Source organism: Leptolyngbya iicbica LK (assembly GCF_004212215.1).
GTDB lineage: Bacteria > Cyanobacteriota > Cyanobacteriia > Phormidesmidales > Phormidesmidaceae > Halomicronema > Halomicronema iicbica.
Map to the genome: position 1 here is coordinate 34,211 of NZ_QVFV01000007.1, position 20,264 is coordinate 54,474.

The 20,264-nt window shown below is 51.2% G+C and carries 16 protein-coding genes; 6 read left to right on the forward strand and 10 right to left on the reverse strand.

The genetic code is table 11. The features are described 5' to 3' along the window. Positions 1 to 88: 88 nt before the first annotated feature. Both DYY88_RS20090 and DYY88_RS20095 read right to left on the reverse strand, forming a co-directional pair. On the reverse strand, positions 89 to 3,664 hold the full coding sequence (locus tag DYY88_RS20090) for an AAA-like domain-containing protein (RefSeq protein WP_072041329.1): 3,576 nt from the start codon (positions 3,662 to 3,664) through the stop codon (positions 89 to 91). Continuing rightward, positions 3,661 to 5,049, reverse strand: a complete 1,389-nt coding sequence (locus tag DYY88_RS20095; RefSeq protein WP_084607074.1) for an AAA-like domain-containing protein — start codon at positions 5,047 to 5,049, stop codon at positions 3,661 to 3,663. Before DYY88_RS20095 ends, DYY88_RS20090 begins: the two co-directional genes overlap by 4 nt. Before the next feature lie 133 nt (positions 5,050 to 5,182). On the opposite strand from DYY88_RS20095, the gene DYY88_RS20100 reads away from it, so the two are divergent. Continuing rightward, positions 5,183 to 5,467 carry a hypothetical protein gene (locus DYY88_RS20100; RefSeq protein ID WP_039727103.1) on the forward strand — a complete coding sequence of 95 codons (285 nt, stop codon included), beginning with the start codon at positions 5,183 to 5,185 and terminating at the stop codon, positions 5,465 to 5,467. A 361-nt stretch (positions 5,468 to 5,828) separates the two neighbouring features. Here the strand turns inward: DYY88_RS20100 and gatB are convergent, their stop codons facing one another. Continuing rightward, the gene (gene gatB / locus DYY88_RS20105; RefSeq protein WP_039727104.1) at positions 5,829 to 7,316 is read right to left on the reverse strand and encodes an Asp-tRNA(Asn)/Glu-tRNA(Gln) amidotransferase subunit GatB; all 1,488 of its coding nucleotides are present in this window, start codon (positions 7,314 to 7,316) and stop codon (positions 5,829 to 5,831) included. A gap of 439 nt (positions 7,317 to 7,755) precedes the next feature. On the opposite strand from gatB, the gene DYY88_RS20110 reads away from it, so the two are divergent. Together DYY88_RS20110 and DYY88_RS20115 are read left to right on the forward strand one after the other, a co-directional pair. Further along, positions 7,756 to 8,829 carry a Gfo/Idh/MocA family protein gene (locus DYY88_RS20110; protein ID WP_044151234.1) on the forward strand — a complete coding sequence of 358 codons (1,074 nt, stop codon included), beginning with the start codon at positions 7,756 to 7,758 and terminating at the stop codon, positions 8,827 to 8,829. A 151-nt stretch (positions 8,830 to 8,980) separates the two neighbouring features. Continuing rightward, positions 8,981 to 9,610, forward strand: coding sequence for a CatB-related O-acetyltransferase (locus DYY88_RS20115; RefSeq protein ID WP_039727107.1), 630 nt, complete (start codon positions 8,981 to 8,983; stop codon positions 9,608 to 9,610). Between the two features lie 86 nt (positions 9,611 to 9,696). On the opposite strand, the gene DYY88_RS20120 is transcribed toward DYY88_RS20115, so the two are convergent. Next, on the reverse strand, positions 9,697 to 10,227 hold the full coding sequence (locus DYY88_RS20120; RefSeq protein WP_039727110.1) for a gamma-glutamylcyclotransferase family protein: 531 nt from the start codon (positions 10,225 to 10,227) through the stop codon (positions 9,697 to 9,699). 165 nt (positions 10,228 to 10,392) lie between these two features. Continuing rightward, complete coding sequence (gene cobM / locus DYY88_RS20125; RefSeq protein WP_044151235.1) at positions 10,393 to 11,208, reverse strand: precorrin-4 C(11)-methyltransferase; 816 nt, start codon at positions 11,206 to 11,208, stop codon at positions 10,393 to 10,395. Positions 11,209 to 11,601: 393 nt separating this feature from the next. Between cobM and DYY88_RS20130 the strand changes: the two genes are divergently transcribed. Next, the gene (locus tag DYY88_RS20130) at positions 11,602 to 12,609 is read left to right on the forward strand and encodes a sugar transferase (protein ID WP_039727115.1); all 1,008 of its coding nucleotides are present in this window, start codon (positions 11,602 to 11,604) and stop codon (positions 12,607 to 12,609) included. A gap of 169 nt (positions 12,610 to 12,778) precedes the next feature. Next, complete coding sequence (recJ, locus tag DYY88_RS20135; RefSeq protein WP_044151236.1) at positions 12,779 to 15,853, forward strand: single-stranded-DNA-specific exonuclease RecJ; 3,075 nt, start codon at positions 12,779 to 12,781, stop codon at positions 15,851 to 15,853. On the opposite strand, the gene DYY88_RS24960 is transcribed toward recJ, so the two are convergent. Further along, positions 15,830 to 15,955, reverse strand: a complete 126-nt coding sequence (locus tag DYY88_RS24960; RefSeq protein ID WP_302849261.1) for a hypothetical protein — start codon at positions 15,953 to 15,955, stop codon at positions 15,830 to 15,832. The two genes, recJ and DYY88_RS24960, sit on opposite strands and share 24 nt — an antisense overlap. Here DYY88_RS24960 and DYY88_RS20140 point away from each other — a divergent pair. Beyond that, entirely contained in the window at positions 15,906 to 17,195 is a 1,290-nt protein-coding gene (locus DYY88_RS20140) for an FAD-dependent monooxygenase (RefSeq protein WP_367889313.1), read from the forward strand. The genes DYY88_RS24960 and DYY88_RS20140 overlap by 50 nt on opposite strands. 274 nt (positions 17,196 to 17,469) lie before the next feature. On the opposite strand, the gene rpsU is transcribed toward DYY88_RS20140, so the two are convergent. The 4 genes from rpsU to acsF all read right to left on the reverse strand — a co-directional run bounded on the left by rpsU (position 17,470) and on the right by acsF (position 20,152). Further along, positions 17,470 to 17,646 carry a 30S ribosomal protein S21 gene (gene rpsU, locus DYY88_RS20145; RefSeq protein ID WP_039727117.1) on the reverse strand — a complete coding sequence of 59 codons (177 nt, stop codon included), beginning with the start codon at positions 17,644 to 17,646 and terminating at the stop codon, positions 17,470 to 17,472. A 332-nt stretch (positions 17,647 to 17,978) separates the two neighbouring features. Then, positions 17,979 to 18,833, reverse strand: a complete 855-nt coding sequence (locus DYY88_RS20150; RefSeq protein ID WP_152624675.1) for a hypothetical protein — start codon at positions 18,831 to 18,833, stop codon at positions 17,979 to 17,981. A gap of 130 nt (positions 18,834 to 18,963) precedes the next feature. After that, entirely contained in the window at positions 18,964 to 19,089 is a 126-nt protein-coding gene (locus DYY88_RS24965; RefSeq protein ID WP_302849262.1) for a hypothetical protein, read from the reverse strand. Beyond that, a complete protein-coding gene (gene acsF, locus DYY88_RS20155) occupies positions 19,073 to 20,152 on the reverse strand; it encodes a magnesium-protoporphyrin IX monomethyl ester (oxidative) cyclase (RefSeq protein WP_039727119.1) in 1,080 nt (359 codons plus the stop codon). Before acsF ends, DYY88_RS24965 begins: the two co-directional genes overlap by 17 nt. Positions 20,153 to 20,264: the final 112 nt, after the last annotated feature.

Here is a 20,264-nt window from a genome sequence, read left to right on the forward strand (position 1 = left end):
CAGGGGAACAATTCTCTTCGAGGGAAGTGTCCTCCTGGAGGCTACATGCTATGAGAGGGCAATACGCAGTACCAATAAAAGGAAACCTTTAATCATCATCAGCATTTTGCTCGGGCGCAGGCGCCTGTAGTGGGCAGTCATCAAGTCGTCTTTCAGAGTTAGATCCTTCAGCCACCTGCTCTGCGATTGCAAGGACAGGATAATCACTGCACTGATATATAGGAGCTAACGGAAACACCTTTTCTAATCCTTCAGTTTTTTCAATAGCATCACGAGTCAGTTCTGCTCGATTACAAGTAGCATTACCGGATAAACATGCTCTCAGCTTATCTCGATACTTTTTTGCAAGGGCAAGTCTGGGATTGATATCGAGTGCTTTATCAAAGGCTTCTAATGCTAGGGGCCATTCTCTGTCACTAAAAATTAAGTGGATAAAACCTAGTGACATAAACGCGTTACTATTATCGAGAAAATCACCATTATTATAAAGTTTATCGGCATCTCTATAATTTCCTCCACGAGCATTAACAACAGCTAAGTTGTAGTTTAAGCTGTTTGCCTTCAAGTCTATTAAATTAGATTTCTCGATTGCTTTTTCTAGTAGCGAGATTGACAACTCGAATTCTTCTTGGCCATATTCCTTAGCCTGAAATAAAAGGAATGCTAATGTTCCCAAGATAGGAATATCCTCATCAGAAAGCTCCTCAGCCGGCATGTCCATATATTGTTGGATTGCTCTTTCATGGGCATTGTTGTAGCGGATGCCTTCTAAAGGACTTAGTTCTCCCGTCTGATTTGTTTGTTCTACTTGTTCCATATTTTGAGCGAGGCCGAGATAGAAAAAAGTTTGTGGTAGCACATTGACCTCATCATTTTCTTCTAAAAGTGATTGATCATTGCTGGAACTTGTAGCATTAACTGCAGTCTGAAAATTCTCGATTGCAGATTCAAGAAACTCTTCCTTGGTACTATCTGACTTGCCAATCCATTGAATAATTCGTGCCTGCCCTTGTCGGACAAAGAGAATAGGCAATATATCATTGTCAACATCAATGTTTTTGTTTTCTATCTGTTCAATCGCTGTCTCACATGCAGTGATACGTCTACCTGCTAAGGAATCTACTTCAAGATCAATTAAATTATCTCCATATGCTTTAGGAGCTTTGACTAACCCTTGGCACAGGTTTAAATTTTCACGAAAAGCCTGATAAGTTTGAGTTCTCTCATATAGCTTGAAAGCCGCGAAGCCAGTGAGTCCCAAAAGAGCAAAAATGCCGGTACCTAGCATAAAAGCATGATGCCTTTTGAGGCTGAGCAGGCCTCGATTTTTACGTCTAGGAAACTTTTCGAGTTCGTGAAGATCTGTCAGAATTTCATCAATATCCCTGTAGCGACTACTAAGTTTATGACTTACCATTCGATCAATCACATTTGCAAACTCAGACCGAATGTCAACCATTGGTTGATTGGAGACGCTGTAACGCCAGATCACTTCTCGAGTTTTGCGATCGATGTTCAGTTCACACGGATAATTGCCGGTAAGAGCTTGAATTGCAATCATGCCAAGGGCATAAATATCTCGCTGTTCATCTGACCATTCGCTAATCTCTTCAGGAGGGTAGTAATCCAAAGTCCAAGAATCCTCAGATAAATCTCTCCTCTGCTCTAGATCAACCAATGACATGATTTCCTGAAGAATTCCGAAATCAATCAAGACCAGACTTTTGTCTATTTGCTTGCGCCGAATATTTGATGGTTTAAGATTGAGATGTGCTAAGCCTTGATGGTGAATGAAACCTAAAACCTTGCAAATATCAATCAAAAAATCAATGACTTTACCTTCTTCCCATCTTTTATAAGGTGCTATCTCTGCATCTAAGTTATTACCTTCTACGAAATCTTGAACAATATAGAATTCGCCTTCCTCCTCAAAGAAAGCAATTAAGTTCGGTATTTTTTCGTGGCCCCTAATTTTCTCGAAATCTTTCAACTTGCTGTTGAATAAATCCTTAATGTGTTCTAAGAGGTCTAAATTATTTGTGATTGGAGTGAGATGCTTGATGATATACTGAGGCTTGCCTGCCAAGTCTAAATCGCGTACTAGATATGCCTTGATTGGACTGTCACTTGAAAGCTTACTGACGACTTCATATCTTTTACGAATGATGCGTCGATTTTGTGCTTCTGTCAGAACCCGCTGTACCCAATCTCCATTAAATAAATCAAGATATATGTCGTGGGCAATGGCAAGTCTCTTATCTATAACTTCTAGAATTCCTAATTCCAGAAATATCTGTGAGTTAGCAGCCTCTTCATCGGGTACCCATTTCCCAGTTAGGATCTTTTTATATTGTGATAGCGTATCAATACATTTCCCATCTTCCAGCAATAAGTTGGCTAGACTACTTCTAATGAAATCGTGATCTTCTGGATTGATTTCTTTGCCTAGGAGCCAATCTAATGCTTCACGAAGTGCTTTTCCCCTAAGCAAGCGTGAATCATCCTCATAGGACGAGCCCAACCAAGCTTTGAGCGATTCTGCGTAGGGGCGAATCTTCTTTAGTTCTTCACTTACCAACTCCGAACTAAAGACTTCTTTGTAAATAGGGTTATAAACTTTTAGATAACCGGCTTGTTTAACCACTAAGCCGGATAGTCTTAGCTCTACTTGTTCTGGACTATCATCGGCATCAACATATCCCTGCTCTAGAATCTGTTGATAAACTCCTAGCAGTTTGCCTCTAAACTGTTCTTCTTTACTCAGAAATCGTTGTTGAATAGTTCTAAGATGAATAGGTTCATCTTGTGATTCCCAATTCGATATGACTTTGGCGTGGACAATTTTGTAAACTAATTCTGTCTCTTGGTTTGCTGGAATCGTGAAATTGCTCTTATGAATTAACAGACAGATTTTCTGAGTAAGGAAAGGCTGTCCTTCTGTGAAATCTAAAATCCTTTCTAAAACAGCTTGAGGGTTTTGGGCTTTTGCTGAGAGTCCCGGAATTAGAGGTTGAGCTTCGTCAGCACTAAATCCTGTTAATTCAATAGCTCGGCCAACATTGAAAGGAGTCCGCCGTTTGTCTTGAATGAGATCAGAAGGTGTAGCGACACCCATCAAGGCAAAGGTCAGCCTATTATACTTAGGTTGATCAGCCCTTCGGTTATAACAATCTCGAATGGCAGCAAAGAAATCGCCTGCATCAAAGTCAAGGCTTAGGACGCTGTCAATTTCGTCAATAAAAATGACGATATTGTTTTTTAATTTTTCTAGCAAGACTTGATCAATGAAATTTTCAAATCTTTGGACAGGCGATATTAGCCCTTGGCTTTCCCACCAGACTTGCCAATTGTCTAGATTCATTTCCTGCAAGTTATTCACGATGCTATCAACTACACCAGCGTAAAGCTGGTCAGAGGTGATATCGCGTGTTCCAATTGACGTTATGTCTATTGAAGTACAAGAAACCCCAGCTTCTCTTAAACGCTGCATTGTGCGTACTCTTAAGCTTGACTTACCCATTTGTCGGGCATTAAGTACGTAACAAAATTCTCCAGCGATTAAACTTTCATAAAGTCTTTGGTCTGCTTGGCGCTCGACGTATGAAGGAGCATTGATCGGCAAGGTGCCGCCCAAGTGATATTCGTAAGATGACGATGTACTCATTGGTTATTCCCTAGACGATCTCGAAAATAAGTCCGATATAAGTTACACAAGGGGACGATAGAGTTCTTTCGGAGTTTCACCAGTCCCATGCTTTTGAGCTTGAAGGCAATCGAGGACTCTACTCTGATTGGCCCATTCGCTGAAACAACCTCTCTCATGGCCTTCATCAGCGCTTGATTTTGTTGCAAGTTAATTAAATGCCGACGTAGATGGTCTTGATATGGCCCCTCTTCAGTCGGCGAAATTTCAACAAACTCTTTGATGCTCAAACGGCTCCTAGCCAATTCATACAATGCTACTCGGACTAAATAAGGATGGCCAGCAACCATAGCTCTTAACTCTTGTAAGGGAGAATAATTACTGTAGTTACTCCACTCTGCTGCCCAATCTACACCATGCCGACTGGCTAAATCGACTATCTGTTCGTCTTTGAACTCAGGCAGTTCAATGGCTAATCCAACATTGAAAGGAGATTGATTCACGTCTAGAGGAACATACACCTCTTGTGAGTGAACAATGACAAGCCGTAATTTTTCCAATGTGGGATCAATCTTCGCTTCTTCATGCCAGGACCGGAGTAAGCCAAAGAAATCACTGGCAATTTGCGGACACTCAAACAACACATCGACTTCGTCCAGACCCAATACTAAGGGGGTAGTCAAATTCTCCAGGATGTACTCTTGCAGATAATCTCGGCATTTGCTTTTACTACCTAAGGTTGTCATCCATTCATCTGAAAGATTTTCTAAACCCTCATCCATTTTCAAGCGATTGGCAATGCGGGCACAAAGCCAGTACAGAAAACGATCTAGGCTCTGCAGTAAGTCGCTATCAACCTCTTGCAAAGATATAAATGCGGTTTGGCTTCCAGAATGCTTGGCGGAATTGAGAATTCTCGACATCAGAGAGGTTTTACCCATCTGCCGAGGAGCTTTGATGCGGATTAAAGCTCCTGCCCTCTGAATAGCTCTATAGCAATCAGTCTCGATGGGAAGACGTTCAACATAAAAAGACGAGTTGATAGGAACTTGTCCTTCGGGAACTTCTAAGGTAAGAGGAGACTGCAAAGGCTCTTGCACTAATGGATCACTATTTTTCTTGCTGATTTTCTTGCTGAACAGCCTATTAGTCTTGTCTTCGGCATTAGTGACATCAACAATACTAAGGCCAAGCACTTTACAGATTGCGATCGCATTCTCTCGACTAACATTTTCCTGGTTAAAGAAACGCTGCACAGTCTTGGGACTGATAGACGCTTCTTCAGCAATAAATTCATAAGATAATATGCCGCCGTATTGCTTACGTCGGGTAACTTTTGCCTGCTCAAGTAGTTGCACTCCTATTTTTGTTGCACATACACCGCGACTTGCTCCACCGGTAGACATATCGCATCCCTTGCTTAGATTCCATTGGGACAGTTGTGGACACTTCTCAACTGTCCTTGAGTGTCTTGGGCATTCCCCTTAGTTTGAGCTTAGTTGCGAACTAGAGCAATGTCACTGCATATGGAGTAAACCCATGTATAAAACCTTCTTCAATCAGTCCCAGCAAAATTTCGGGATCGAACAGCAGACCGTGGCATCGAGTAAGCCTGCTTTGTCTGAGTCAGGAGCTTGGGCTAATGGCACTGGTTATAGCCCCGTTGAGATTATCTTGGCTATTTCTGTACTGATTGGCTCACTCGCGGGACTCATCCGTGTGCTTATTCCGGTAATGATGCAGTCAGGGCATGCATCAATGCTCTCTGGCAGCCCAAGCGAAGTCTTAAAACTGAATTCGCAGAATGAAGCCAAAGATCATTAATGCAATCAATAAATTACCCTCTGTAGTTTTCCTGCGTAGTAAGCGTTAGTCTTACAGCCGTAATAATCTTTGTTACTCATGATCGTTCAGAACATGGTTTCTTAAATTGCAAACAACTTTTGAGTCATCTACTTAGAGGGGTGAGGGTGAGCGATCGCCTCCCTCCTCAACCGATTGTTTTCAAAAACTTTGAGCAACCCAAGAGAGGCAAATCGCACAGGTGGCGGCGGCGCAACGTGCCTTTAAAAGGAAAAAAGGAGAGCTGAACTCAGCTCTCCCTACCATCAGGGTGCATCTACATAACACAGTATGGCATAGAAGCGATGAGGGGTGGAACCCCCACCCCCTTTATTTACGTTTCTTAACCATTTAGCTTTTTGATAAGCAGTTGATTCGTGAGCTTCGGGTCGACCCGACCACTGGTACGCTTCATCACCTGCCCCACAAAAAAGCCTTGCAGCTTTTTTTTGCCCGCTCGATATTTCTCCAATTCTTCCGGATGAGCTGCCAGCACTTCGTCAATGATGGCTTCGATCTGTTTGGGGTCAGAGATTTGGCTCAAGCCCCGCGATTCCACGATGGCCTTGGGCGATCCCCCCTCGGTGAGCAAATCTAGCAAGATATCTTTGGCAATCTTGGTACTAATGGTGCCCTCTGTAATCATGAGAATCATTTCCGCCAGCATTTCCGGCTTCAAGGCAATCTCATTGATCGACAGCTTTTCCGCGTTCAGATAAGCGGCAATGTCTTGAGTAATCCAGTTGGCGGCAAGCTTAGCATCGGCTCCCGACTCCACCACCGTTTCAAAGTATTCCGCCACGATGCGTTCGTCGGTTAGCACGCGAGCATCATAGGCCGAGAGGCCCAGGTCGGTTTCATAGCGCGATCGCTTCTCTGCGGGGAGTTCCGGCAGTTCTGCCTGCCAGCCCGTGAGTTGCTCCGGGGCGACCTCAATGGGGGGCAAATCCGGCTCAGGGAAGTACCGATAATCGCTCGATCCTTCCTTCGATCGCATGCTGATGGTGCGCTGGCTGCCCTCTTCCCACAGGCGCGTCTCTTGATAGATGGCCTCTCCGGCCTCGATCGCCGCTACCTGGCGGTCAATCTCGTACTCAATCGCTTTTTGAATGGCGCTGAAGGAGTTCATATTCTTGATTTCTACCTTCGTGCCAAATTTCTCCGTGCCGACGGGCCGCACGGAAATATTCACATCGCAGCGCAGTGACCCTTCCTGCATGTTGCCGTCACTGACGCCGAGATACCGCATGATGCGCCGCAACTCTTGGGCATATTCCGCCGCCTCTTGCCCCGTCCGCAGATCGGGCTCGGAGACGATTTCCACCAGGGGCACCCCCGCTCGGTTGAAATCCACCAGGGAATAGGCGGAACCCGAAAGGCGATCGCTGCCCGCATGTACCAACTTGCCCGCGTCTTCTTCCATATGTAACCGCGTGATGCCAATCCGCTTGCGGCTGACATCCTTAGTCTTCGGGTCTACTAGTTCAATCTCTAACCAGCCATGCTCGGCGATCGGCAAATCAAACTGCGATATTTGATAGTTTTTCGGCAGGTCGGGATAAAAATACTGTTTGCGATCGAACTTGCTGTAAGGCGCAATTTGGCAATTCAGCGCCAGTCCTGCTTTGACCGCATATTCCAAGACCTTTTGATTCAGCACCGGCAATACCCCCGGCATCCCCAACACAATGGGGTCGATGTGGGTATTGGGATCCGCCCCAAACGCGGTTGAACTGGGCGAAAAAATCTTGGTCTCGGTACTCAGTTGGCAATGGGTTTCCAAACCAATGACAGCTTCGTACTGGGTTTTAGCAGGGGCAGCAGACGTCATGACAAACCGCGATCGCGTGTTAACCCTAATATTTTAACGTTCGTTGTTGACCTGATTACCGCTTTGGTTGAGCAAATCTCAGTCAGCACTCACCTCTACTAATAATAAATTGCAGCGGTTGACGATTACGGGTCAGTCGCCTTGGTCAAGTGACGGAAGAAGCTAAAACTGTGGCGCGATTCAGATGCCGAAAGGCGGCCTAGCAATCACACTGAGGTGCAAAACAGTGAAATCACGCAAGCGCCCAGGATATCATTCCCAATCAGCGATCGCTTAACACAGAGGACGTTTTGCAGAGGTGTCCTAGAAATCATGGCGCGGGCCAAAAAAGCCCTAAAGTAAAGGCGTGATAATATCTTGTTTAATTTCGTAACTTGCTAAGGCACACAGACGACTTGGGTTGCGAAATTCCTTATTTAGAGGATTGCAGGCTAACACGATGAGTCTATCTATGAATGGTGCAAATACTGAAGTCCCAGCGACGCCGTCCCACCCGATTCGGGTTGGGGTCATTGGGGTTGGCAACATGGGGCAACACCATACCCGAGTTCTGAGTCGCCTCAAAAACGTAGAACTGGTGGGAGTCTCTGATGTCAACATTGAGCTCGGACTCGACACCGCAAGCAAGTACCGGGTGCGCTTTTTTGAGGACTATCACAGCCTGCTTGACTTAGTTGATGCTGTTTGTGTCGCGGTGCCCACGCGGCTGCATCACTCTGTGGGCATGAGCTGCTTGCGCGCTGGCGTGCACGTTTTGATTGAAAAACCCATTGCCGCCAACATTGTGGAAGCTGAATCGTTGGTCAACGCCGCGGCTGAGTCCAACTGCATTTTGCAAGTGGGGCACATTGAGCGCTTCAACCCTGCTTTCAAAGAATTGCATAACGTTTTGCGCACTGAGGAAGTCTTGGCGCTGGAAGCCCGGCGGATGAGTCCCTATTCCGATCGCGCCAACGATGTTTCTGTCGTGCTGGATTTGATGATTCACGACATCGACTTGTTGCTGGAACTGGCGGGTGCCCCCGTGGCAAAACTCTCCGCCAGCGGTAGCCGTTCAGCTAACTCCGGCTATCTCGATTACGTGACGGCTACCCTGGGATTCGCCAATGGCGTGGTGGCGACGTTGACCGCCAGCAAAGTCACCCATCGCAAAATTCGCAGCATTGCCGCCCACTGTCGCAATTCTCTGACCGAAGCCGACTTTCTCAACAATGAAATTCTGATTCACCGTCAGACTACGGCCAACACCATGACCAGCTACGGTCAAGTGCTCTACCGGCAGGATGGGCTGATTGAAAAGGTCTATACCAGCAATACCGAACCGCTGCACGCTGAGTTGGAGCATTTTGTGAACTGCGTGCGGGGGGGCGAAAAGCCGTCTGTGGGGGGTGAACAAGCCCTCAAAGCGCTGCGCTTGGCTAGCCTAATCGAGCAAATGGCCCTGGATGGCACGGCTTGGCACGGCGAAGACTTGGCGGCTACGGGGATTGAGTCTACCGCGATCGCGGTTTAGGCAACGGTTCATTCCTGTCCTTGATGTTTTTGCCGCTTGCTCCCCTGACAGCTGCAAACAGCGGCTGGCAATTGTTGCATTTAAGTGGATGATGGCCACCCTTCAGGTCTCGCAAGCCTGGTTGCTCGTATTGGATGCCCAGCCCTAACCTATGACTTACGGTCCCGCCCCCGATACCCGTCATCCGATTACTGGGCAAACGCGCTTGGTCTATCTCAAAAATATCGTCACGCGCCCGAATATTGTCGTGGGCGACTATAGCTACTATGACGATTTTGAGAATCCTGATAATTTCGAGCGCAATGTGCTCTATCACTTTGATTTCATTGGTGACAGACTCATCATCGGCAAGTTTTGCTCCATCGCTTCTGATGTCAAGTTCATCATGAACGGGGGGAATCATCGTACTGATTGGTTTACCAACTATCCCTTCCCAGTTTTTGGCCAAGGGTGGGAAGTCGCGATGCCGACCGAGTGGCCAAACAAAGGCGATACCGTAATCGGCCATGACGTGTGGCTGGGCTATGGAGCGACGCTCATGCCGGGAGTACATATTGGCGATGGTGCGATCGTGGCGGCGCAGGCCGTTGTGACAAAATCGGTCCAACCTTACTGCGTCGTTGGGGGCAATCCGGCCCGTGAGATTCGTCAGCGCTTTGATGATGCCACGATTCAAGCTCTGTTAGCGGTGCAGTGGTGGCATTGGGATATCGCTAAAATCACCCGCAACCTCAAAGCAATTTGCGGAAACGATCTGGCCGCTTTGCAAAGGGCTGACTAAGGCCCAGCAATTGCCTCATGAAGCTTCATAGCGGAAAAATAAATCAGCCTGCTGGAGCGTGATTTCGCCGCCGCGATCGCGTTAATTTATGCCGACTTCAGCAGTTGTCCCATGCCTTGGGTTTGCTGCAAGCGATGCATGTGATTAAACAGGTTCCAGACGTACGGTTCAGGCAGACCGCAGGTATAAGCCCCCCGCAGCACGACACTGAAATACCAGTCGTTAGGGGCAATTTCTTGGGTCAATTTTTCGCACACCGTGTAGGTGCGGATGTTTTCGTACACTTGTCCTTGGCAATGCACCGTGACCGCTTCGTGGTGATAGCCAATTTCGCGCTCATCCAGCCGCGCACTAAAGCGTTGAGGCAAGCGGTACAGGACGCCTTCAACGGTATGGCGGGGATCTTTGATCACATCGAGCACGCCACAGTTCCGACGCTCTGATTTGCGAAAGAATCCGAGGCGATAGCCGGGTAAGGTGGCTGGCCCGACGACATAATGATGGGTGCTTTCGCCCAGAGATCGCTTCAAATCAACGGGGCACATGCAAGACCCGTAGGCAAAGTAGTAAAAACTAGGCTCGTTAGAAGTCTCAGAAAAAAGTCTTGTCACTGACATGAGCTACTGGCCTGAGCGACATTGAAGGGATTGTAGCAGACTTTGCCTGCGATGGATCCGCTGAATCTACTATATCCCGATTGACTTACCGGGGATTAAATGTGAAGGGAAATTAATCTGGCCATCATGGAGTTTCGAGCCTTGGGGCGTCGAGGGGTGAGCGCTTTAGCGGTTTGCTTGTGGGCGAAACAGATGACTGTGCTCTGGATTGTAGAGGCGCGATCGCGCGACCGTGCCGCGTAATGCGGGACTCACGATATACAGCGTGGTGCGGATGAGGTTTTCCCGTTGGGTTGTGGCGGCCATTTCTGACAGCGGCCCGACTACAATTTGCTCGTCGGGCCAGCCTACGCGAAAACAGATGGCAACGGGTGTGTCGGCGGGATAGTGCGCCAGCAGTTGGGTTTGGGCGGCGGCCACATGGCGAGCGCTGAGATAAAGACAGAGACTGGTCTGATGGGCGGCGAGGGTGGCCAGTTCTTCGGTGTCTGGGACTTGGGTGCGACCACTAATCCGGGTCAAAATAATGGACTGCACCAATCCGGGAATGGTGAGTTCGGCATTGAGTTTGGCCGCTGCCGCTTGAAAGGCACTGATCCCCGGAATGACTTCAAACGGAATTTCTGCTGTGGTCAGGATTTGCATCTGCTCGTGAATGGCGCTGTACAAACTTGGATCACCCGATTGCAGCCGCACCACCGATTTGCCCGCCTGGACTCGTTCAATCATCAGGGGGGCGATCGCCTCTAGCGTCATATTGGCTGTCGCGACCTTTTCGGCATCCGCCCTGACCCAACTCAACATCTGCGGCGGCACCAGCGAATTCGCATAGACCACCACATCGGCCTGTTGTAGCAGCCTTTGTCCCCGCACGGTGATGAGGTCTGGATCACCGGGGCCAGCCCCTAAAAAATAGACCCCAGGTGCCAACGGGGTCGTTGCGATCGGGGCATTTTGGGGCGGAGTTAGAGGCAGGGGCATGGGCGTTCGCTGATCAATCAGCCCTTAGCTTAGCGTTTCCGGCCCGACTCATCTCGTCTGTATCCCTTTAGTTTCGCCAGGGATATTACTGAGATTCCCGGGCTGGAGTGGGGGGTACGGCGCTCGATGCCCGAACGAAATTCCTGTCCTATTAGTATTTTCCGTAAGTTTCTGGGCACCCTACATCAGCAAGTTCCGAAAATCTCTCCGGTATGATTAAACCGCTAGTGTAGTTCTTGATCACTTAAGCCTTGGCTAAGCTGATTTCACTAGTCTCCACCGCTCGATTCTGTGCAGTGCCGCACCAGGGGGCTGGTCTACCCCTGTCTGACCTGGTGAAACGTGCTGTTGTTGATAGTTCGCGACTAGTCCTAGATTGCAAGCGTTACTGGTATGCCTCCAAACTCCCCCTCGTCTTCTATCACCACCAGTTTTGCCCATGGCGTTTGTACAGTCATGCTGCCCCCCATCTTTGCGGTCAATGAAGCGATCGACTTTCAAGCCATCTGTCGCAATGTCTTTCAGGCTCAGCCCGATGACCTGCGGCAAATTGCGCTCGATTTTGGGGCGACGACCTTTTTAGACAGTAGCGGGCTAGGGTCTCTCGTGATCTGTCGTCGTTTGTGTGAGCAGCATCAGATCGATATGGTGCTCAAAGAAGTGGGGCCGCAAGTCATGATGGTGCTGACCATGACGAACCTCGATAAGGTTTTTACCATTGCTCAGCAGCGCCCCGCCGAAGATGCCTTGCCCTTGCCGCCGCGTCAACTCGAACGGCAGATCCGTTCGACCCATCCCTCGGTCACCTCGAAAGCCAAGCGTTTGATGGATATTGTGGGTGGCCTGGTGGGCTTGGGCATTACGGCGGTGCTGTTGGTGCCGATCGCGATCGCGATTCAAATTGATGACCCCGGCCCGATCTTCTTCAGTCAAATTCGCTGTTCTTGGATGGGTCGCCGCTTCCGTATTTGGAAGTTTCGCTCCATGGTGGTGAATGCGGAATCCTTGAAAAAAAAGGTCAAGAACGAGGTGGAAGGACCGCTGTTTAAAAATGAAAATGATCCGCGCGTCACTCGGGTCGGTCGCTTTTTGCGCAAAACCAGCCTCGACGAGTTCCCTCAGTTTTGGAACGTGCTGCGTGGGGACATGAGTTTGGTCGGGACCCGGCCCCCCACCCCTGCCGAGATTGCCCATTACGAAATTCCGGCATGGCAGCGCTTGAATGTGAAACCCGGACTCACGGGTGAATGGCAGGTGAATGGACGATCAAATATCAAGAAATTTGAAGACGTCATCCGCTTAGATATGAAATACCAGGAAAACTGGAGCCTGATGTATGACGTCAAGCTGATTATTAGAACCGTTTTAGTGTTATTCACTAAGCAATCCGGCGCGGCTTAACTCGCCAACATCCCAGTCGTACCATTTGGGTTAGAAGCGATATATTAGTGCAAGCGATCTATTTTGCATTACTGTGGTAAAGCCGTTGGTGAGTGACCCGGCCAAAGCAAAATCCACCCCTCGGTCATCTGCCTCGCCGGTCTCGTCTTCGGCTGAGGTAGGTTTGAAGATGCCCGATCAGCGCTGGCAAATTCAGCCTGCTCTTAAGGGGGAAGCCAAGGGACTCTCGCAGCAGTTGCAGCTTTCGCCCTTGGTCGCGCAGGTGCTGCTCAATCGCGATATCGAGACGCCTGCTGCCGCCCAAGAATTTCTCAATCCCGAATCCTTGCTGCTGCCTTCCCCGCTGGATGAGTTTCCGGATTTGGAGCCGAGTATCGAGATTCTATTGCAGGCGATCGAACTGGGCGAAAAAATTGCGATCTGTGGCGATTATGACGCCGACGGCATGACCAGTACCGCACTCCTACTGCGGGCCTTGCGATATCTGGGCGCCCAAGTTGACTATGCCATTCCTAGCCGCATGCAAGAGGGCTACGGCATCAACACTCGCATTGTTGAAGAGTTTTTCGCGGATGGGGTGAGCGTCATTCTCACGGTGGATAATGGCATCGCGGCGGTAGAGCCGATCGCCCACGCGCGGGAATTAGGGTTGACAGTGATTGTGACCGACCATCACGACGTGCCGCCGGAGATTCCCCCCGCCCACGCCATTTTGAATCCCAAATTAATTCCGCCAGATTCGCCCTACTATGGCGTCGCAGGCGTGGGAGTAGCCTACATTTTGGCGGTGTGTCTGGCCCAGGCAATGGGTCGCATTCAAGACTTGACCACGCCGTTGCTGGAACTGTTTACCCTGGGGACGATCGCCGATCTCGCCCCCCTCACTGGGGTAAATCGTCGCTGGGTGCGGCGTGGGCTGCGGCTGTTGCCTAAATCGCGGCTAATTGGGGTGCAGGCACTGATCAAGGTGGCGGGACTGGGGGAAGAAAATGACACCCTGAAACCCGAAGACATTGGCTTTCGGCTGGGGCCGCGCATCAACGCGGTAGGACGCATTGGCGACCCGCAAGTCGTAATTGAAATGCTGACGACGGACGATGTCGATGTAGCGCTGCAACGGGCTCTGGAATGCGAGGCGGCAAACCAGCAGCGGCGGGAGATGTGCGATCGCATTGAGGAAGAAGCGATCGCCTGGGTGGAAGCGCAAATTGCCGACGGCAGTGTGGACTTGGTGCGCGATCGTGTGCTGCTCGTGTTGCAACCCGACTGGCACCACGGCGTGATTGGCATTGTGGCGTCGCGGCTGGTGGAGCGCTACGGCGTACCCGTGTTCATCTGCACCTATGAAGATGATGAGCAGAAGGAGATTCGCGGCTCGGCCCGAGGTATTCCCGAGTTTCAGGTCTTTGAAGCGCTGCAAAGCTGTCACGACCTGATGATTAAGTTTGGCGGGCACAAGGCCGCAGGCGGCTTCTCCTTTTTGGCCAAGCATTTGCGCCAGGTCAAATCGCGGTTGGTCAACTTTGCGAACCAAACCCTGCGAGTCGAGCACCTGAAACCCTTGGTGACGGTGGATGTGCGCGCCACCTTTGACCAATTGACCTTTGCCCTGCACGACCAGCTCGACCAGCTGCATCCCTGTGGTATTGGTAATCCTGATCCCGTGTTTTGGACGCCGAATGTGCGCGTCGTGGAGCAGCGCGCGATCGGTCAGACCAAAGCCCATCTGAAGCTCACCGTTGCCGATGATGCGAATAACCAGCTAGCTGCGATCGCCTGGCGTTGGGGCACCTACTGTCCGCTGCCCGATCGCTTAGACATTGCCTACAAACTCAAGCTCAACGAATGGCAGGGCAATACCACCCTGCAGCTTGAACTGGTGGGCGTGCGGCCTCCGACATCGCCAACCGCAGTAGCCCAAGTGGCGACCCAAAACCACGCCATCCGCCTCACCAGCCCACAGCCGGCCCAATTACCGCTAACGGCAGCCGAGTCAACCGCGAATCCGCCAGCCCAGCCCCAGGCGGCTGACCGCCAGTCGCCGTCCCGTTTGCCGGAGTCAGGCCGGGGGACGGTTCAGCAGACGGCGGCTCCGACAGCAGCACCAGCCATGAGTCAGGCTGACTTTTATTACAGTCACCGTTGCTATCAGGTGCGGACGGTACAAGCAGGGCAGTCACGTCAGCTCGAGATTCAAAATCCCGAAGGGCAGGTGTTTGTGGTGTCACTGCCTGATCGCCAGGGCTACCTCTGCGTTCCCGGGGCGACGGCCAAGCCGGTGGATCTCAGCGAGCCCCACTATTTCAACCTGCTGCGGGCGGGGCTGGATGCGCTAGAAATTCGGCAACAAACGCACCTGCTGTTAGAAAAAGATGAGCTGTTGGCCGACAAAGATCAGCACATTGCTACATTGACGCGCCAAGTCGAACTGCTACAAGCCCAGGCAGGACAAGCCTCAGCCTCAGCCGCCCAGACCGAACAATTGCAAGCCCTGCAAGCGGAGGTCACAGCCCAGGCAACCGCTATGCAGCACCAAGAGGCACACATCGAGACCATCAAGCAGACCATGCATCGGCCACCGCCCACCCTCGACCCCAAAGCGATTAAGCGCGAGGTGCGAGATGCGGTCAGCGATAAGGTGTGGTTTTGCCTGCAAACCCAGAGCCAAAAAGACTTATACGCTGCCTACAAGCAAGTCGCATTGGCGACAGCTGATGGCTCGGAATCCCCCACCGCTGATTACAGCGAGGCCGGATTACGGCTGGGGCAGGTGGTGCAGCGCGAGGTGGTGCAGCCTTGTTTTGATGACCTGCAGGCCTTTTTGCAACGCCAGGGCCAGGTCGCTTTAGGCCACTTGCCCTTGGGGACAGCGGGCAAATATTCTCTAGCGTTGGCCGTGCCGCTGTGGGCCGATGCTTGGACGACGATCGCCCCCACCGCCCTGACCGCCAGCCAGCGCCCCAGTGACCAGCAACTCTACGTGGCCAGCCAGGCTACCTCCCAGCTCAGCACCAGCGATCGCGCTCTGCTCGCCGCTTTTTTAGCCCAGTGGGACCATCCGATGAGTGCTTGGTTTCAGGCCCATGGCGATGCCGCTGCCACCTATCTCGATCAGATTCATCAATTGCACCAACTTGCCGCCCAATCCACGCAGCCGCTGTATCTTTGGGCGTTTGAGCATATGCGCGACCTGGTAATCGGCCAGCCTGAAACCTCGGGTCTACTGCAATGCATTTACGGCTGAGTCGAGAAAGGTCAACGAGGGGAGCCGCGATCGCCCTTGCCCGTCACCCGGTTTGATCGCCACACCGACGACCAAGCGATACCGTAATTGCAGAGAAGCCACACTGCCAAGGTCAATTTCGATGGGTCGAAAAATTATTATTGTCGGGGCTGGTCCCGCCGGTATCGCCCTGGCTTATCTCCTCGCAACGCGGGGGATTGCGGTCACGTTAATTGAGCAAGAAGTCCAGTTCGATCGCGTCTTTCGGGGCGAAGGGTTGATGCCCGCGGGCGTGCAGGCACTCATCGATATGGGATTGGGGGATTGCTTGTCCCAGATTCCCCACCGGCCGCTCGACGCCTGGGATTTTGTCATCGACGGGCAACGACGGATGCGCGTAGTGGAGCCCTGGCCCCCCAACGGTTCACCCCCCACCCACATCATTCATCAGTCGGCATTGCTGGCGGCGATCGCTGAACGGACTCAACCCCTGGGCAATTTTCAGTTTTATCCCGGCTGGCAAGTGCAAACTCTATTGCGACAAGCGAATCGCATCATTGGTGTGACGGCCAGCCACAACGGCCAGACCCGAGAGTTCTCAGGCGACTTGGTGATTGCTGCCGATGGCCGTTATTCTCGGCTGCGTCAACTCGCAGGGCTGCCTCTCCAGCCAGCCGAGACGCAATTTGACGTGCTGTGGTTTAAGCTGCCCGCCCCTGCCGAAATGCTCTGCGAAACGGTGTTTACCGTCTGCCTGCAACGCCAGCGCCAGTTTGCGTTTTATCCCTCTTGGGATGAGCGGTTGCAAATTGGCTGGATTGTCGAAAAGGGAGCCGGGAAACGGCAGCGCGATCGCGACTGGATTGCTGAATTCGTTCCTGCCTTACCGCCCAAACTGGCCGCCCATTTTGACCAACACCGCTCGGAATTGGTGGGCCCGATCTTCCTCGATGTCATCGTGGGCTGTGCGCCCCTGTGGTCAGCACCAGGGCTGTTGCTCATGGGTGATGCCGCTCACCCCATGGCGCCCAACCGCGCCCAAGGCATCAATATGGCCTTTCGAGATGCGATCGCGATCGCCAATCATCTGGTGCCCTGGTGTCAGCAAGGTGGGCACACTGATACTCTTACCGAATGCCTGACCGCGATTCAAACCGAGCGTCAGCCCGAAATCACCACGGTGCAGCAGCTCCAGCTCGAAGAGTGGGAAAAAATCGCTCTCATTACCGCTTCCCCCCTGACCTATCAGCCCTTCAAAGGGTTAGCCACCGCCTTGGGACGCCTGGGTATCACCCAAGCTGCCTGGCTCTACCAGCAGCGATATCTCCGCTATGGCTCCACCCCGGTGCTCCTAAAAGTTTAGAAAAAAGACGACACGGCTCTGAGCACATCCGCTCAGAGTCCAGGGCCATGATTTTCCCTCTGATTATTGTCTGTTGGCAGTAGCGAGGAGGGGGACGTGTTCAGCATTTACCCGGTCCGGAGATGAGCAGCGGGCGATCGCGCCAATGAGGCCAAAGGGCTGCTCCAAATTTGTCCCAGATGCGGCTAAGCTCCAGGATTTTGTAACAGCAAAGCTCTACTGCTATTGAGTGACCAATTGCTCAACAGCAGGCTATGGACTAGAGACCAAAACTTTAGCGAAACCGCTTTTTGCGTTGTGCAACGGCTTTACGCTTGCGCTTTTCTTGGGGTGTTTCAAAATGGCGACGGCGTTTGACCTCTGAAAAGATGCCGGCCTTTGAAACCTGGCGCTTAAACCGCCGCAATGCCGATTCGATCGCCTCGTTTTCACCTACAACGACTTGAGTCATACCTTACTTTTTGAATCAACGTCAGAAACTAAACAACAGATCTGGTCTAGGGGTTAGCAACCTCTGCAGACTCGTTGAGCAACTCTCAACTTCAAGTTTTAAATCATACCAGAGACCTAAATACAGATAGAGAAAGTCGCCCAAAAAATTGCCCTGGGCCAGGTGTTAGCGTGGCGAACCCGCCCTGAGAAAAAGCCGATGCCGATTAGGGAAAACTTTTTCCTGGTGCTCCCTGCACCTCACCATTCACTCCCCTGTCTGTCAGGGAATCACCACAACAGCAGTGCTAATTGATCGAATTCCCCTGCCTTTTTGTTGTTTTCCGATTGTTTTTACAGCATCCACTCCAATAATATCCCGACCCGACTTTCTTGACGTTCACGGGTGTTTTGGATTTGGATGTCGGTACCGATACGCAAGTCTTCAGCGATCGCATACCCGGCAGCAAAGGTCGTTAATCCTACTTCGCGATCAGTGCCCGGTGCGACCCAACTTTGGGTGACTGAGAGGTCAGCGGTGCCCGTCCGCGAAGGGATGAGGATGACCCGCAAGCCCAGATTCATGCCGCTACTTTCAAACGATGGGGTCTCAATCTCGCGATAGCCAATGACGGGTGCGACGTTGCCGTACCACCCCAGGGGCAGTACATAGTATTGGGCATCAATGCCAAACTCTTGGCGATCGCCCCGACCATTGGTGGCATAGTCTGCACTGAGGGTGAGCGGAGTGCGCCCCACAAAGACATCCTGCACCCCAACGTAAATGCCCCCGGTGCTATCAGTCGACGGAAATTCGGCATATCCCACCCGTACCCGCGTCCGAAAGGCGGGATCATGACCAATATCAACAGCCAGATTGGGCACGTCTTCTAACCAACGCTGCAAGACCGGACTGTTTTCAATAATGGCTGGGTCAACATCGACCTGCTGCACCGAAGCCACATTCATCGCGGCCTCGGGCCAGACCGCTGACGGCTCATCAGGAGAGATGAGCAACTCGGTCGCGTCACTTGATGGGGGGATGGGGGTGGCCACGATCGCCTCGGCAGAGCTCGAATCGGAGCGATCACACGCCGGAAGTGATGATTTAGGGGCGATCGCACCCATGACTTCGACACAGCGATGGTGAGCTTTATCGCTGACTATTGCAGGCGAGATCACCGGCTGGGCTGCAGTTGGTGAGGCCATCAAAGCACCCAGCATCAACAGCCCTCCCAGCCCACATTGGCCGAGCTTCTGGATGGGTTGGTGACTCAATTGCCCCCCGGTGTACGTACGATCAAGGCAACAATGCAAAATGTTTTCCTAGTTCACGATGTTAAAAGAGGAGATGCGCCCAGGCCAAACCGCGATCGCTGACGTCTTTATACAGCAAAAAGCCCCAGTCATAAACCAGGGCTTTGGCAACTTGAGAGCAGCAATCAAAACTAGCGGACGATACCACGCATCTGTTCAGCATCGATCGGCTTCATGAAGTAAAGCCGAATCATTTGACCACCAATGGTCGCGATGTGCGGCAAGCGCTTTAAGAACTTGAGTGCAGCAGGCTGATCGCCTTGTCCAGCGGCCACGAGTTTCGTGTTGGCCTCGGCACTCTTATCCAGCGCCTTAAAGAACTCCGGATGATCCACATTCAAAATGATGGGGAAGACCCGAGCCGCGCTCTCGTTAGTATCGCGAATGACCTCGATATCGTAGGTGCGAGCATCTAACCCGATCGCCGCGTAAAAGTCCTTACGCTGCAAGTCATTGAGATACATCGTCGCAAAGACCGACAGTAAGAAGAAGCGACACCACAACTTGGCCCGCCAGTCATTCAAAAACTGGGGTTGTGACTTCATCAAAGCGGCGAAGAAGTCACCGTGGCGGTTCTCGTCCTGACACCAGTTTTCAAAGAACCGGAAGATCGGATAAATCCGATTCTCAGGATGTGAATCCAGGTGACGGAAAATCTTGATGTAACGCCAGTAGCCAATCTTCTCAGACAGGTAAGTTGCGTAAAAGATGAACTTCGGCTTGAAGAAGGTGTACTTCTTGCTCTTGGTCAAAAAGCCCAAGTCGAGTTGCAGACTAAAGTCCGACATGGCTTTGTTCAAAAAGCCAGCGTGACGCGCTTCATCTCGCGACATGAGGTTAAAGCATTCCGCTAAAACGGGGCTCTTGTCTTTGAGGCGACGGCCTAGCTCTTTATAAAGCAAAAAGCCGGAAAACTCAGCGGTGCAAGAACGCTCAAGAAACTCAATGAAGAGTTGACGGGTTTCGCCGTCGATGTGCTCCCAAGACTGCTCAAACTCTTCATCACGGATGAAGTGATGACGGTTGTAGTCTTCACGGAACTCTTCAAGAATGGCTTGGAGTTCGTCTTCGTTGACCGAAATATCCATTTCGGCCATTTCATCAAAGTCGGTGGTGTAAAACCGGGGGGTCAGGATAGTGTCCTTAGTAGGCGTCTTAACCCCAGGGCGTAATTCTTCTTGTAATTCTGGCTTTTTAAGGGAATCTACCATGAGTCCTCTGGTACAAGCTCGCGATGCCGAAAACGACAACCTCTCAGGCAGCAAATGATTATTAATAGACAAAACCCAATCTTTTCCCAAAAGAACCTATGGGCAAGGGGTT

What these genes read in the sequence shown, in the direction of transcription:
- DYY88_RS20090 (WP_072041329.1), bottom strand. Translation starts at nt 3,664, where the DNA reads ATGAGTACATCGTCATCTTACGAATATCACTTGGGCGGCACCTTGCCG.
- DYY88_RS20095 (WP_084607074.1), bottom strand. Translation starts at nt 5,049, where the DNA reads ATGTCTACCGGTGGAGCAAGTCGCGGTGTATGTGCAACAAAAATAGGA.
- DYY88_RS20100 (WP_039727103.1), top strand. Translation starts at nt 5,183, where the DNA reads ATGTATAAAACCTTCTTCAATCAGTCCCAGCAAAATTTCGGGATCGAA.
- gatB (WP_039727104.1), bottom strand. Translation starts at nt 7,316, where the DNA reads ATGACGTCTGCTGCCCCTGCTAAAACCCAGTACGAAGCTGTCATTGGT.
- DYY88_RS20110 (WP_044151234.1), top strand. Translation starts at nt 7,756, where the DNA reads ATGAGTCTATCTATGAATGGTGCAAATACTGAAGTCCCAGCGACGCCG.
- DYY88_RS20115 (WP_039727107.1), top strand. Translation starts at nt 8,981, where the DNA reads ATGACTTACGGTCCCGCCCCCGATACCCGTCATCCGATTACTGGGCAA.
- DYY88_RS20120 (WP_039727110.1), bottom strand. Translation starts at nt 10,227, where the DNA reads ATGTCAGTGACAAGACTTTTTTCTGAGACTTCTAACGAGCCTAGTTTT.
- cobM (WP_044151235.1), bottom strand. Translation starts at nt 11,208, where the DNA reads ATGCCCCTGCCTCTAACTCCGCCCCAAAATGCCCCGATCGCAACGACC.
- DYY88_RS20130 (WP_039727115.1), top strand. Translation starts at nt 11,602, where the DNA reads ATGCCTCCAAACTCCCCCTCGTCTTCTATCACCACCAGTTTTGCCCAT.
- recJ (WP_044151236.1), top strand. Translation starts at nt 12,779, where the DNA reads ATGCCCGATCAGCGCTGGCAAATTCAGCCTGCTCTTAAGGGGGAAGCC.
- rpsU (WP_039727117.1), bottom strand. Translation starts at nt 17,646, where the DNA reads ATGACTCAAGTCGTTGTAGGTGAAAACGAGGCGATCGAATCGGCATTG.
- DYY88_RS20150 (WP_152624675.1), bottom strand. Translation starts at nt 18,833, where the DNA reads ATGGCCTCACCAACTGCAGCCCAGCCGGTGATCTCGCCTGCAATAGTC.
- acsF (WP_039727119.1), bottom strand. Translation starts at nt 20,152, where the DNA reads ATGGTAGATTCCCTTAAAAAGCCAGAATTACAAGAAGAATTACGCCCT.